The organism is Lachnospira hominis (ex Liu et al. 2021) (assembly GCF_014287955.1).
Classification (GTDB): domain Bacteria; phylum Bacillota; class Clostridia; order Lachnospirales; family Lachnospiraceae; genus Lachnospira; species Lachnospira hominis.
The window spans coordinates 79,289-92,403 of record NZ_JACOPD010000008.1 but is presented as its reverse complement, the minus strand read 5'-3'; the positions used below and the strand labels follow the sequence as shown (position 1 = coordinate 92,403).

Annotated in this window: 12 protein-coding genes and 2 pseudogenes; 11 read left to right on the top strand and 3 right to left on the bottom strand. The window is 42.6% G+C overall.

Translation table 11 applies throughout. From position 1 onward, the window contains the following. The first annotated feature begins 103 nt into the window (after window positions 1-103). The 9 genes and pseudogenes from H8S01_RS11335 to H8S01_RS11295 form a co-directional block, all read left to right on the top strand. The gene (locus tag H8S01_RS11335; RefSeq protein ID WP_002604485.1) at window positions 104-1,048 is read left to right on the top strand and encodes a DUF6017 domain-containing protein; all 945 of its coding nucleotides are present in this window, start codon (window positions 104-106) and stop codon (window positions 1,046-1,048) included. A 36-nt stretch (window positions 1,049-1,084) separates the two neighbouring features. Beyond that, window positions 1,085-1,558: a PcfB family protein gene (locus tag H8S01_RS11330; RefSeq protein WP_002604484.1), complete on the top strand. Its 474-nt coding sequence runs from the start codon at window positions 1,085-1,087 to the stop codon at window positions 1,556-1,558. Continuing rightward, the gene (locus tag H8S01_RS11325; RefSeq protein WP_070087586.1) at window positions 1,555-3,339 is read left to right on the top strand and encodes a VirD4-like conjugal transfer protein, CD1115 family; all 1,785 of its coding nucleotides are present in this window, start codon (window positions 1,555-1,557) and stop codon (window positions 3,337-3,339) included. The genes H8S01_RS11330 and H8S01_RS11325 overlap by 4 nt, the downstream gene beginning before the upstream one ends. 63 nt (window positions 3,340-3,402) lie before the next feature. Further along, window positions 3,403-3,531: pseudogene (locus tag H8S01_RS11320) on the top strand (Maff2 family mobile element protein); the annotation flags it as partial. A gap of 151 nt (window positions 3,532-3,682) precedes the next feature. Continuing rightward, window positions 3,683-4,057 (top strand): hypothetical protein, encoded by a 375-nt coding sequence (locus tag H8S01_RS11315; protein WP_002591345.1) that lies wholly within the window; start codon window positions 3,683-3,685, stop codon window positions 4,055-4,057. 686 nt (window positions 4,058-4,743) lie between these two features. Next, on the top strand, window positions 4,744-6,906 hold the full coding sequence (locus H8S01_RS11310) for a HelD family protein (RefSeq protein WP_117500820.1): 2,163 nt from the start codon (window positions 4,744-4,746) through the stop codon (window positions 6,904-6,906). A gap of 206 nt (window positions 6,907-7,112) precedes the next feature. Beyond that, window positions 7,113-7,532 carry a winged helix-turn-helix domain-containing protein gene (locus H8S01_RS11305; protein WP_173821045.1) on the top strand — a complete coding sequence of 140 codons (420 nt, stop codon included), beginning with the start codon at window positions 7,113-7,115 and terminating at the stop codon, window positions 7,530-7,532. A gap of 340 nt (window positions 7,533-7,872) precedes the next feature. Next, window positions 7,873-8,268 (top strand): plasmid mobilization protein, encoded by a 396-nt coding sequence (locus tag H8S01_RS11300; protein WP_117500819.1) that lies wholly within the window; start codon window positions 7,873-7,875, stop codon window positions 8,266-8,268. Window positions 8,269-8,328: 60 nt separating this feature from the next. After that, window positions 8,329-9,066: pseudogene (locus tag H8S01_RS11295) on the top strand (VirB4-like conjugal transfer ATPase); the annotation flags it as partial. Here the strand turns inward: H8S01_RS11295 and H8S01_RS11290 are convergent. The 3 genes from H8S01_RS11290 to H8S01_RS11280 form a co-directional block, all read right to left on the bottom strand. Continuing rightward, complete coding sequence (locus H8S01_RS11290) at window positions 9,017-10,324, bottom strand: relaxase/mobilization nuclease domain-containing protein (protein WP_117500818.1); 1,308 nt, start codon at window positions 10,322-10,324, stop codon at window positions 9,017-9,019. The pseudogene H8S01_RS11295 and the gene H8S01_RS11290 overlap by 50 nt on opposite strands. Further along, on the bottom strand, window positions 10,285-10,614 hold the full coding sequence (locus tag H8S01_RS11285) for a plasmid mobilization protein (protein WP_002584958.1): 330 nt from the start codon (window positions 10,612-10,614) through the stop codon (window positions 10,285-10,287). The genes H8S01_RS11290 and H8S01_RS11285 overlap by 40 nt, the downstream gene beginning before the upstream one ends. Before the next feature lie 199 nt (window positions 10,615-10,813). Further along, complete coding sequence (locus tag H8S01_RS11280; RefSeq protein ID WP_044942672.1) at window positions 10,814-11,170, bottom strand: helix-turn-helix transcriptional regulator; 357 nt, start codon at window positions 11,168-11,170, stop codon at window positions 10,814-10,816. A gap of 398 nt (window positions 11,171-11,568) precedes the next feature. Between H8S01_RS11280 and H8S01_RS11275 the strand changes: the two genes are divergently transcribed. After that, the gene (locus H8S01_RS11275) at window positions 11,569-11,754 is read left to right on the top strand and encodes a cysteine-rich KTR domain-containing protein (RefSeq protein WP_003431289.1); all 186 of its coding nucleotides are present in this window, start codon (window positions 11,569-11,571) and stop codon (window positions 11,752-11,754) included. Between the two features lie 16 nt (window positions 11,755-11,770). Further along, entirely contained in the window at window positions 11,771-12,757 is a 987-nt protein-coding gene (gene rlmN, locus H8S01_RS11270) for a 23S rRNA (adenine(2503)-C(2))-methyltransferase RlmN (protein ID WP_006774449.1), read from the top strand. Window positions 12,758-13,115 lie beyond the last annotated feature (358 nt).

The following is a 13,115-nucleotide window of genomic DNA, read 5'->3' as shown; positions in this document are numbered from 1 at the left end:
GGCTTTGCAGACGCGAAAACGGCAAAGGGCATATTGCAATACCAAAACAGCCGAAAACGGCTTTCTAATTGTCCACGCATACCAAGAGAGGAAGTGAGGAAATATGGCAGTTTTCAGAGTGGAGCGAAATACGGGATATACCGTTATGAGCAACCACCACTTGCGAAACAAGGAATTGTCCTTAAAGGCAAAGGGCTTGTTGTCGCAAATGCTTTCGCTGCCCGAAGATTGGGATTATACCCTTGCGGGCTTATCCCATATCAACCGGGAGAAGATCGACGCAATCCGCGAAGCGGTAAAGGAACTCGAAAAAGCCGGATATATCGTGCGCAGCCGGGAGCGCGACGAAAAGGGACGCTTGCGGGGCGCAGATTACGTCATATACGAGCAGCCGCAGCCGCGAGAGCCGGAAGCAGCTACCAGCGGCGGACAGCCGCCTATATTGGATTTACCTACATTGGAAAATCCAACATTGGATAATCCAACGTTGGAAAAACCTACGCAGGAAAAACCTACGTTGGAAAATCCAACGCAATTAAATAAAGATATATTAAGTAAAGAACAATCAATTACTGATTTATCAAGTACCGATTCCATTCCTTTCCATTCCCTAAACCCCTTGCCCTTTGCGCATGGCGAAGCGGCTACGCCGCCGGAAAGGAAAAGAACGGAAGCGAAAAGCAATAGCGCAGTAGAGATTTACAGGGAGATTATCAAGGACAATATCGAATACGACCATCTCATTCAAAACTGCAAAATTGACAAAGACCGTTTGGACGAGATTGTTGACCTTATGCTGGAAACCGTCTGCACAGCCCGAAAGACAATCCGTATTGCCGGGGACGACTACCCCGCCGAATTGGTGAAATCCAAGTTTTTGAAGCTGAACAGCAGCCATATTGAGTTTGTTTTGGATTGCATGAGGGAGAACACAACCAAAGTGCGCAACATCAAGCAGTATCTAAAAGCGGTGCTGTTCAACGCGCCGAGTACCATTGACAGCTACTATACCGCCCTTGTCAATCACGACTTATACGGCGGCGAATGAGCATAGCCGCATTTTACCGGGAAAGGAGTTGATACCTTGCAGGAGGAAGTAACCCAAAAAACGATTGCCCTATACGTCAAAGTGGGAAAAGGCGCGGCGCGGCTTACCGAACAGGCGTTGCAGAAAGCAATCCAAAAGTTTTTGGAGCAGAAAAGCAAGCCCGCGCATGGGAAACAGACCATGCGGCAGCTTATGAAGCAGAACGCGGGTGTTTCCAACATCGAGATCACCGACAGCAATATTAAAGCCTTTGAGAGTACGGCGAAGAAATACAACATAGATTTTTCGCTGAAAAAGGTTAAGGGCGAGCAGACCCGCTACCTTGTGTTTTTCAAAGGCCGGGACGCAGACGTTATGACCGCAGCGTTTCAAGAGTTTTCCGCAAAGAAGCTGAACAGGGAGAAAAAGCCCTCTATCCGCAAAGCCCTTGCCGCTGCAAAGGACAAGGCAAAGCAGCTTAACGCCGCCCGCGACAAGGTAAAGAAAATGGACAGGGGGCGCGAGATATGAAGCAGATTAACTACAAAAAGCTAATACTTCCGAATATCCCCTATGTGTTCTTTGTCTATCTCTTTGATAAAGTCGGACAGGCGGTGCGGCTTGCCCCCGGCGCGGATATTTCCGCAAAGATACTGAATATCACGCAGGGATTTTCCGCAGCCTTTGAAAGTGCCTTGCCGAGCATTTACCCGCTGGATTTGCTTGTCGGCATTGTCGGCGCGGTGATTATCCGCTTGATTGTCTATGTCAAAGGGAAAAACGCGAAGAAATACCGCAAGGGCGCGGAGTACGGCTCTGCCCGATGGGGAAACGCCGAAGATATTAAGCCCTACATAGACCCGGAGTTTCAAAACAACATCATTTTGACACAGACGGAACGCCTTACCATGAACAGCCGCCCGAAGCAGCCGAAGTACGCAAGAAATAAGAACGTCGTCGTGATCGGCGGCAGCGGCAGCGGAAAAACAAGGTTTTTCGTCAAGCCGAATTTAATGCAGCTTCATTCCTCTTACGTCTTGACAGACCCGAAAGGTACGGTTTTGATTGAGTGCGGGAAGCTGCTGCAACGGGCGGGCTACCGCATTAAGGTACTGAATACGATTAACTTCAAAAAATCTATGCACTACAACCCCTTTGTGTATATCCGCAGCGAGAAAGATATTTTGAAGCTGGTAAACACGTTGATAGCGAATACCAAAGGCGAGGGAGAAAAAAGTGCGGAGGATTTTTGGGTAAAAGCGGAAAGGTTATTGTATTGCGCATTGGTTGGCTACATCTGGTATGAAGCCCCCGCCGAGGAAATGAACTTTATTACCCTGTTGGAACTTATCAACGCCAGCGAAGCCCGCGAGGACGACGAGGAATATCAAAGCCCCGTCGATCTGCTGTTTGCCGACTTGGAAGAACGCGACCCCGACCATTTCGCGGTGAAGCAGTACCGAAAATATAAATTGGCGGCGGGCAAAACAGCAAAATCAATCCTCATTTCTTGCGGTGCGAGGCTTGCGCCTTTTGATATTAAGGAATTGCGCGATCTCATGTCCTACGACGAATTAGAACTTGACACGTTAGGCGACAGAAAGAGCGCACTTTTCCTCATAATGAGCGATACGGACAGCACGTTTAATTTTGTTATCGCTATGCTGCAATCGCAGCTTTTCAATTTGCTTTGCGACAAAGCGGACGACGAATATAACGGCAAATTGCCTGTTCACGTCCGCTTTTTGCTTGACGAGTTTGCGAACATCGGACAGATACCCCGATTTGATAAACTGATTGCCACAATCCGCAGCCGGGAAATGTCCGCTTCTATCATTCTGCAATCGCAGAGCCAGCTAAAAGCCATTTACAAGGACGCGGCAGAAATCATACTTGATAATGCCGACAGCACCTTGTTTTTGGGAGGACGTGGGAAAAATGCAAAGGATATTTCGGATAACTTGGGACGGGAAACAATTGACAGTTTCAACACTTCCGAAAATCGCGGCACGCAGGTTTCTCATGGACTTACTTATCAAAAATTAGGAAAGGAGTTGATGACACAGGACGAAATAGCAGTTATGGACGGTGGGAAATGTATTTTGCAGCTACGCGGTGTACGTCCCTTTTTAAGCGACAAATACGATATAACGAAACACCCGAACTACAAATACCTTTCCGACTTCGACAAGAAAAACGCTTTTGATGTGGAACGGTATATGTCTACCCGCCCGGCAATAGTAAAGCCCGATGAAGCCTTTGACATATACGAAATAGATTTGTCCGACGAGGACGCAGCCGCCGAGGAATAACGGCGGCATTTTCATTTTCAACAACATTTTTTGAGCCGCAAAGCGGCAGAAAGCGAGGTTTATATGGATTTCTTTAACAGCGCAGTTGGTGTATTGCAGACTTTGGTTATCGCGCTTGGCGCAGGTCTTGGCATTTGGGGGGCTATCAACCTCATGGAGGGTTACGGCAACGACAATCCGGGCGCAAATGCTCATGTGCCATAAAGTAACACACTGATAAATGCAGACAGCCAACCTCTATTCCGTATAAAATGGCATATATGGCATTTCAAATATGTGGTTCAGAAGTAGAAGAAAACTGAAAACAGTATTCCACAATTTGAAAGGATAGAGGTAATTGAGCATGGAAAAAACAGTATATATCACAGAGGAAGAACGGGAAAAGTGTCGCAAAGTGATTGATGTGTTTGAGGAACTGTACGAAATAGAGGACGAAGATATTTTGTTGGTTGATGTTGGTAGGTATGGCTTTGTTAAACTGCAATGCTATACAGCGTCACATGGCTTTGAGGAGCTTGACACCTATACAGACAGTAACAGCTTATTTGAGGGGCTTTGGGAGGAATGGCTTAGTCTAAATGTATTTTTGCTTGCGAGAGAAATGCAGTTAGCTGATGTTCTTTATGATGATTTATTCAACAATCTTCCAAAGGAAAAACAGTCAGAGCTTACCGGGAGAAAAGACTACTTTGCAAAAAAGGCGGGTATCACTCTGTAAAATGAATTTTGCAGAAAGGAAACGCTCTATGTAGTGGATAAAAAAAGATTAGAATGGCTCTGTATATAATAACATACAGGGCTTTTCTTTTCCGAACCAACGACCAAAAGACAAACATTGTGGAAATGTGCATAACAGGCTATGGAATCATGGATAACTCTATTCACAGCACATGGAAAAGCTAAAGTGCAGCTTTCCCACGTCCTGCAAACAGAGTTACCCACAATTCCATGATACAGTCAGTTATACACATTACGCACAATGCCGACTACTACGGAATCCAACTCATTTTTTCACAGAACAAGATTTGCTTTTACAGAAAGAGATTATAGGTTGGAATGGAGATACGGGAGCCTGCATAGAGCACAGTGGAAAAGTTGAAGAAACTGATTGAGGAAGAATTTGTCGGGCTTGTGTTTCTGTCTGCTGAAGATATGGAGTAATAGCAAATTGGGACATAGCGGTATAACTGCTTTGTCCCAATTTGTTTATTGCTTAAATTACACGTCCGTATTAGAATTGATATGCTTGCAGAAATCAAATATCTAACATACTTCTTCCCACTATAATAATACCATACAAATTTTATAAATACAAGACTGTTTATATAAGCTGACACATGCTAAACTAGCCTAGCAATGTTTCAGTAAAACTTTCTTTCATTTTTCAAGGAGGTCATAATCATTATGGGGAATAATCAGACAGAAAAAGCGTTTGAAGAAAAAAGATTAGCACAAACAATCTCTTTAGCCGAGGAACAATTAAAGCAGGCAAAAGAAGCGGCAGACAAAAAGAAATCAGAAATTATCGAAGCCAAAAAAGATGTGCGTGAAAATACAGAACACGGCATTACATCACTGTACACATCAGACGGTTTCGAGGCACTTGTTGAATTAAGCCAATATATCAATCCTGTTACAGACAAAATTATAGATTATGAAGAAGAAGAACATAAAATACTTCTGTTAGAAAAGATGATAAAATCGCCCTATTTTGCCCGAATTGATTTTAAATTTGATGATGAGGACGAATTTGAAAAAATATACATTGGACGTTCTTCTCTACGAAAAAACAGCTATCAAGAGATGTATGTTTATGATTGGAGATCGCCGATTGCCAGTGTTTTCTATCGTTTTATGACAGGCGAAGCGTTTTATGACGCTCCATGTGGACGAGTAACAGGTGAACTCAATTTGAAACGCCAATATGAAATAAAAAACGGAATACTGGAATATTTTTTTGATTCAGATGTTCAGATTGTTGATGAATTTTTAAGGCAATTACTGTCACAAAACACTACTGCTAAAATGAAAGCTATTGTTGAAACAATTCAGCATGAACAGGACGTGGTTATTAGAGATATGGAAAATGACCTGCTAATGGTACAGGGTGTAGCGGGAAGTGGAAAAACCTCTATTGCTCTCCACCGGGCTGCTTATCTTATGTATCAAGGTTTACAAACAAAGCTGTCCGCAAATAACATTATGATTATTTCCCCAAATTCTATATTTGAGCAATATATTTCAAATGTATTGCCCGAATTGGGAGAAGATAATGTTATTTCTTCCGTGTTTGAAGATATACTTAGTGAGTTATTAAATGGCAGGAAAATTCAGTCAAGAAATGATTTTTTAGAAAACTTGATTGTCAATTCAAAATACAAGGAAATTTCAAGAAATAGTATAGAATTTAAAACGTCAAGTTTTTTTAGGGAAATTTTAGACCAATTTCTCATTGATATACCCCGCCAGTGGATAGAATTTGAAGATGTTTATTATGAGGGAAAATGCGTTGTAAGCGGGCAAATTCTAAAAGACAAGATATTAGGAAGACCAGAAACACCATTAGGCATAAAATTAGAACAATTAGAAGATTATATTTTAGAACAAATATTTGGAACAGGAAAAGGGCGGGGGCATAAAGAAGAAAAAAATCTAATCAAGCAGGAAATACAGAAATTTATAAAAATTGACATTGTTGAATTATATAAAATATTATTTAGCAATGAAGCCTATTTTTATAGCCTGCTGCAAAATAGCAATCCGTCACAAAACATAAAAAATATTTGGAAATATACTAAGGAAAATTTGGAAGCAGACAGCTTGTATTATGATGACGCAATAGCAATCGCTTATTTGTATTTAAAAATATACGGAACAAATAAATATAAAAATATTAAGCAGGTAGTCATTGATGAAGCACAGGACTACTACCCTCTCCAATATGAAATATTTAATTTGCTTTTTTCTAATGCCAAATTTACTATTTTAGGAGATATGAAACAGACTCTTGCCAAAAAAGAAGATATTTCTTTCTACGAACAAATTCAAAAAATATTGAACAAGAAAAAATCTTCTCTTATTATGTTGGATAAAAGTTTCCGTTGTACGAATGAAATTTTAAATTTTAGTTTAAAGTTCATTGAACAAAGTTCACAGATAAAAAGTTTTAATCGGAATGGCGATAGCCCAAAAGTATATATTGCTGATAATTCCGAAATCTTCATTGATGAAATTGTTAAGGAAATAAAATTATGCCAAGAGAAAGGGTTTCAGTCGATATGCTTAATTTGTAAAACCGAAAAAAATTCAACCTATCTATTTAATAAAATTAAACACAAACTTGATATTCAATTAATTAAAAATGGGAGCGTATCAGATTTACAAGGCGTGTTTATCTTACCAGTATATATGTCAAAGGGATTAGAATTTGATACTGTCTTAATTTGTGATGCAGATAGCCAAAACTACCATGATGAAGATGATAAAAACCTCTTATATGTTGCCTGCACAAGAGCGCTTCACAAACTTAGCTTATTTTGTGAAAATGAGGTTAGCCCGCTGATATAGATAAATTTACAATATATTGAATTGCCTAAATGCCAAACGCAGCGTAAGTGCATATGAACAAAATGATAATAATTAGACAGACCATCTTTCTCTTTTAATGGCATTAAATTGACATTACGCTCTCTATCATATATATTTGTTGCTTACTGTCAAAAACACGACAGAAAAATATAGTTTAAATTCAACGGATAAAAGAGGTAATGAACATGGGGAAATTACTACTGCTGACACTTAACGAACAAGAGGAAACAGCGATTGACAAAATCATATCGGCAATATCTGATTATATACAGATTGAACCCATGCAGATCACAACCGCTTCCGTGTTATCTTTTCCGGGACTGGAAATAAAGCAGAACCAACGCCGGGTATTTCAAGACGGGGAGGAAGTAAGCCTTACCCGCCTTGAATACAGTACCCTTGTATATCTTGCTTCCAACCCCGGCATTGTCCTCACACGGACACAAATATTTGAAGCCGTTTGGAACATGGAAAGTGAAAGCTGCCAGTCAAGCGTTGCAAATGTGATTTACAACCTGCGGAAAAAAATAGAGCCGGACAGCCGCAAGCCCATTTACATAAAAACCGTTTTAGGTATGGGCTACAAGTTTGCTTCCGGGGAATGACAACAGAATAACCGCCGCCCGTTACAGCGGCATACCATGACAGGAAATCAGAAAAGGTTTCCTGTTTTTTTGCGCCAAAAACCGCGCTGATTTTCCAGCTTTGTCGAAAAGTTTTATCAAAAAGTTTTTCAAAACTTTGCCATATTTGCATTTCTCTGCGTAGTAAGGAGTAAAGGGGGAGTTTCGCCGTTTTCTTAGAGCAAGATTCTACCACAGTACCAAATTTCGCCTACCGGCTCATTTTGTCCTATGGGAATCTTGTTGGGGTTGCCACCCCAAGCCCGCCTTTTGCGGCTTGCGCCGCTTGAAAAAATCCACCCACGAAAGGAGGTTCACAGCCATGAAAAGATACAACACGCCCCACCGAAGCCGGGTAATCAAGACACGCTTGACCGAGGAAGAATACGCCGAGTTTTCCGAGCGTGTCACCCTCTGCAAAATGAGCCAAGCCGAATTTATCCGACAAGCCCTCATTAAGTCAAGCATACGCCCGGTCATTACTGTTTCCCCGGTCAATGATGAGTTACTCTCTGCCGTTGGGAAACTCACAGCCGAATACGGGAAAATCGGCGGCAACTTAAACCAGATTGCCCGCTGTCTGAACGAGTACGGCGCACCCTATAACGCCCTCTCCCAAGAGGTACGAGCCGCCACAGCGGAGCTTGCCGCCTTGAAGTTTGAAGTCTTGCAGAAAGTAGGTGAAGCCGTTGGCAACATTCAAACATATCAGCTCTAAAAATGCCGACTATGGAGCTGCCGAGCAGTACCTAACCTTTGAACATGACGAGTTTACCATGAAGCCCACACCCTCAACCATTTTAAGGTGATCGGCGCGGCGGCGCGGGTATTGGACGGGAAACAGCGTCTTGAAGTGCTGCATGGGATTTTCCACCCGGACGGGGAACGCTTTAACTTTGCGTGGGAATGGCTACCCGCAAGCGGTCTTTCTGTCAAAGACTTTATCGCGCCGTCCTCTTTCCGATTTGGCGACGGGCGAATGTTTCAAATGGGCGGCAAGTTTGGCGCAGTTTCCTTTTTGCAGATCGTCGCGCCGGAACTCTCCGACCGTATGCTTGCCGACTTCATGGACGCGGAAAACGGGATTATCGTCAATCTGCACATTCAGAGTATCGACCACAACGAAGCAATCAAGACGATTAAGCGCAAGATTACCGACCTTGACCGTATGAAAATCGAGGAACAGAAAAAAGCAATCCGCAGCGGCTACGACATGGATATTATTCCGTCCGACCTTGCCACCTACGGCGGGGAAGCAAAAAACCTACTCCGCGATTTGCAGAGCCGCAACGAAAGAATGTTTCTGCTTACGCTGCTTGTCTTAAACCTTGCAGATACCAAGCAGAAATTGGATAACGAAGTATTTGGAGCGGCGGCAATCGCGCAGAAATACAACTGCATTTTGACCCGCCTTGACTACCGGCAGGAACAGGGGCTTATGTCCTCTATCCCGTTGGGGGAAAACCTTATCCATATCCAGCGCGGCTTGACGACCAGCAGCACCGCCGTTTTCGTTCTTGCATTTGCTTTTTCGCTTGGCGGTAATCCTCATACAATTTGCTTTTTCTGTCGTTTAAGCTGCTATACTCCTTGCGCAGCGCGGCGAGATCGGGCAGCTTCTTTATCTGCATTTCCTTTAATGCCCTTGCCGCAGCTTCAAACAGGATAATTTCGCTTTCATGCCCCCGCAGATACTTTTCCTTGTCCCGCGACTTCTTGTATTCCTCGTAAATCGGTTTTAATTGTCGGTATGTGGTCGTGTGCTTGATAAGCAGCGACAAATCAGACATACGCTGCTCTACGTCCTTAACCGCCCTTGCCGCCGCGTCATGGGCGGTCATAATATCGGCTATCTTGCTTTCAAGTTCGCTATAATACTCAATCTTGTTTTCGGTTAGGAAGTTCATGCTTTTAGCAGCCTGTTTCAGATTATGGATTTTTGCCCACCGTTCATAGCCCGCCGACTGTTGGGCTTTGATACTGTTTTCAAGATCGACGACAAGCCGGATTTTCTTATCTTCCCGCAGCGTTTTTGTTTTGGCAACATACACGCCCTTGATACGCTCCTTTATCGCTTCTTCCGTATAGGCCGCGCCGAGCGTCTTTGTGCGGGTAAACCGTTCCTGTCCGGCAGCGCGAAAGGAAATGTATTTGCCCTGTTTGATTTCATACCCCATTTCCTGCAAGCGGCGCAGCAGTTCGTCAAAATCTTTCACTTGGGGAATGAGAGTATCTATCGCCGTTTTCAGCTTTGCTTTGTAGCTTGTCCCTTGCTTTTCGGCGGTGTATTCTGCATAGCTTTTTCCCTTGTCCTGTCCCGGTACGACGACGGATAGCCCATGCTCTTTACATATCCTGTCGCTGGTGCGCCGGATAAAGTGATAGCTTTGCTTGTTGGAATGGTACTTTTTGTAGTCAACGAAGCTAACCGCGTTGAAAATCAAGTGATTATGCAGATGGTCTTTATCGACGTGAGTTGTCAAAACAAACTCATACTTGCCGCCTAATACCGCCCCGGCAAGTTCCATGCCGATTTTGTGCGCTTCTTCCGGTGTGGTTTCTCCCACCGCAAAGGATTGTATCAAGTGCCGCCCTAAATGTGTGCCGCGATCTCCGGCAGCTTCCCGCGTCCATGCAAACTCAATATCGGCGGTTTCCAGCCCGCAGCCGAAAGAGGACGCAAGCAGCTTCCCGTCTGTCTTTTCGGGATTTAAGATATAGTCTATCGCAGCCTTTAAGGTTGATTTAATAGGGTGCGTCTTTGTAACCGCCATATCTCGTCCACCGCCTTTTTAATGTCCTCTATATCCTGCCTGTAAACCGTCCCCGTCGCATTGGCGCGTTTTGCAATCTGGTTGATGTTCCGGCTCACCGCTTGCAGTTCCCGGATATATGCTTTTGTGTCGCTTCGGTCAACGACAAGAATATACCCGTCTATCGCCATTTTACGGAAGTATGCCCCATACTGCTTTATGGGAAGCTGCTTCATCTTCTCGTCGATCAGCCGCTTTTCTTCTTCCGTAACGTAAAACTTCATCTGTATATTTCTCTTTCGGTTTTCCATTTCCGCACCGCCTTTCGGTATAAGGGTTTGGGATTATCCCAACAAGCACTTTTCGCAAACGGGTACTCGTTTGCTGTGCTTGCTATCTACTCCTTATCCCGTTTCAAAGGCAGCGTTTGTTGCACTCTCTTTCTAATTTGGCGCAAAAAAAGATTGCAGCCCCTATGCGCTGCAATCTCCTGCTTCCCATATTGTGAGGTTAGTCCTCTGCTTGTTCGACTTCTGTTATCTCCCTTGCCGTTGCGGTTACAATCCGTATGCCTTTATCGCTCATACCGTCCAGCAGCGCGTCAAGCTGCCGCCGCCCGGTGGATTTCTCCGCATTGCTGTTCGGGAAGAAAAATTGATCTACCGAAATATGATACCGGGTTACAAGGTCATAGAATACCTGTAAACTCGGCTGTTGTCCCTTGTTCTCGATATTCGCAAGGTAGCGCGGGGAAATATATAACTCGTCGCTTACCTTTTTGCGGCTCTCGCCGTATTCATTTCTCGCGGCTTTTATAGCTGCCCCGAAAGCCTTAAAGTCGTACAATGGTACGGGTCTTTTTGCCATTTTCATTCACCCTGTTACATTTTACAGTTCACCTTTCTTTTTGGATATGTCCACACAATTCATATCATTAGGTTAAATACTTCCTGTTGTGTATTGACAGTAGACTGATTTTCTGATAAAATAAAATTTATGTAAAAGGAGGCGGCGTTTATGTTGCATAGCATGCGTATTAGATAAGCATTGAAAAAAAGGATTTTCCCATTTTCAACATGGGCTTTTTTGTCATGCTTATTTTGCGGATGCTATACAAAAAACTAACGACGTATAGATATAGTATAGACATAGTGCAAGCTATGCCTTAGTTTTGTTGTACTGCTCTGTGCATTATAAATGCAGGTCAATGCTCATGTTGAGGATTGACCTGCATTTTTTTGTGTAAAAAGGACGAGTGAAATATAATGCTTAAAAAATATTGGATAAAATGTCCGATTTGTAACGGAAAGACGAGAGTTCAAGTATTTCATAATACTGTATTAAAAGATTTTCCTCTTTTCTGCCCTAAATGCAAATTGACGCATATCATTGATGTAGAAAAATTAGAGATTGTAATCAAAAATACAGAAAAACAAACTTTTATTATTTAGAAGAAAGGATATAAAAATGAAACGTTTACCTAAATATACGCCTGCGGAAGTACGGAATGATCCATACGGATTTACTTACAAAGAAATGTCGGAAGTTATTGGCGAGAATGAAGCAAAAGCCTTATATGAAGAATTATATAAGCAATTACCACGCAAAAAAAATCTATCAATGTTGGTAAAAAATATTTGCAAAAGCAGTGATACTGAAAAGTATGTTTACGAACTGAAAGACAACAAATACATTGAAACGGTTTTTATCAAGCGGCGAGATGGTGGAACTGTTTGCGTGAGCACACAAGTCGGTTGTCCTGTTGGTTGTATTTTTTGTGAGTCCGGGCGAAATGGCTTTGTTCGTAATCTAACATCGTCAGAAATCGTACAACAGATTATATTGTTGCGTCGAAAAGTAAACCGTATCGTTTTTATGGGTATGGGAGAGCCTTTATTCAATTATGACAACTTGATAAAAGCAATCCATATTCTCCGAGATAGATATGGGCTCAACTTTCCAACCGACGGCATTACCATATCAACAGTTGGTCCGGTCGATCAATTAAAAAAATTGCGCGAGGAACATCTTAAAATTCAGTTGACAATATCTTTACACGCAGCAACACAATCTGCAAGAAATCGTATTATTCCTCACATGCGCATATATGCTATTGAAGATGTTGTTAAGCAAGCCTTATCCTATTCTGAAAGGCATAATCGCAAAATTGTCTTTGCGTATTTGCTTTTACCGGGTATAAATGACCGGCCCTCAGATGTAAGACAACTTGCAAAATGGTTTCGGGGCAAAAAAGTTATGATTAACGTGTTACAATACAACCCAACAAGCAATTCAAGAATTAAAGCACCACAGAAACGGGAAATAGTTGCATTCAAACATCAATTAGAGCAAGCAGGACTTGAAGTTACTATGAGAGTTTCTCATGGCAGAGAGATTAACGCGGCTTGTGGACAGTTAGCTAACACATATAATAAATTCAAAAAAAATGATTAAAAGTGCCAGACGCATAGACGCAGAGCCGATAACGCATTAGGTCAAAAAACCTATGTGTTATCGGCTTTTTTATTTAATATTGCGCAAAAGCCGCTGTTCCCTATTATAGAATGGATTGCGGGTAGTGTATTAAAGTCGCCCTTTTTTAAGGATACGGCGGTATCGGGGAGGTATCGCCGTGTCCATTTTTATTTACTGTAACCCGCCTAATGCTTTGCGGTCAAAAAAAGCTATGCTCCGCAAGCGGGATATTCCGGCTATGAATGTGAACTGTCAATACATTTAGCTACTGCTTACATTTCCTTTGCGCCCGTCCGCGTCTTGCGGACGGGCGCATTTTGCTTTTTTCAACTTTTTT

Coding starts and splice junctions, on each gene's coding strand:
- H8S01_RS11335 (WP_002604485.1), top strand. CDS start 104: ATGGCAGTTTTCAGAGTGGAGCGAAATACGGGATATACCGTTATGAGC.
- H8S01_RS11325 (WP_070087586.1), top strand. CDS start 1,555: ATGAAGCAGATTAACTACAAAAAGCTAATACTTCCGAATATCCCCTAT.
- H8S01_RS11315 (WP_002591345.1), top strand. CDS start 3,683: ATGGAAAAAACAGTATATATCACAGAGGAAGAACGGGAAAAGTGTCGC.
- H8S01_RS11310 (WP_117500820.1), top strand. CDS start 4,744: ATGGGGAATAATCAGACAGAAAAAGCGTTTGAAGAAAAAAGATTAGCA.
- H8S01_RS11305 (WP_173821045.1), top strand. CDS start 7,113: ATGGGGAAATTACTACTGCTGACACTTAACGAACAAGAGGAAACAGCG.
- H8S01_RS11300 (WP_117500819.1), top strand. CDS start 7,873: ATGAAAAGATACAACACGCCCCACCGAAGCCGGGTAATCAAGACACGC.
- H8S01_RS11290 (WP_117500818.1), bottom strand. CDS start 10,324: ATGGCGGTTACAAAGACGCACCCTATTAAATCAACCTTAAAGGCTGCG.
- H8S01_RS11285 (WP_002584958.1), bottom strand. CDS start 10,614: ATGGAAAACCGAAAGAGAAATATACAGATGAAGTTTTACGTTACGGAA.
- H8S01_RS11280 (WP_044942672.1), bottom strand. CDS start 11,170: ATGGCAAAAAGACCCGTACCATTGTACGACTTTAAGGCTTTCGGGGCA.
- H8S01_RS11275 (WP_003431289.1), top strand. CDS start 11,569: ATGCTTAAAAAATATTGGATAAAATGTCCGATTTGTAACGGAAAGACG.
- rlmN (WP_006774449.1), top strand. CDS start 11,771: ATGAAACGTTTACCTAAATATACGCCTGCGGAAGTACGGAATGATCCA.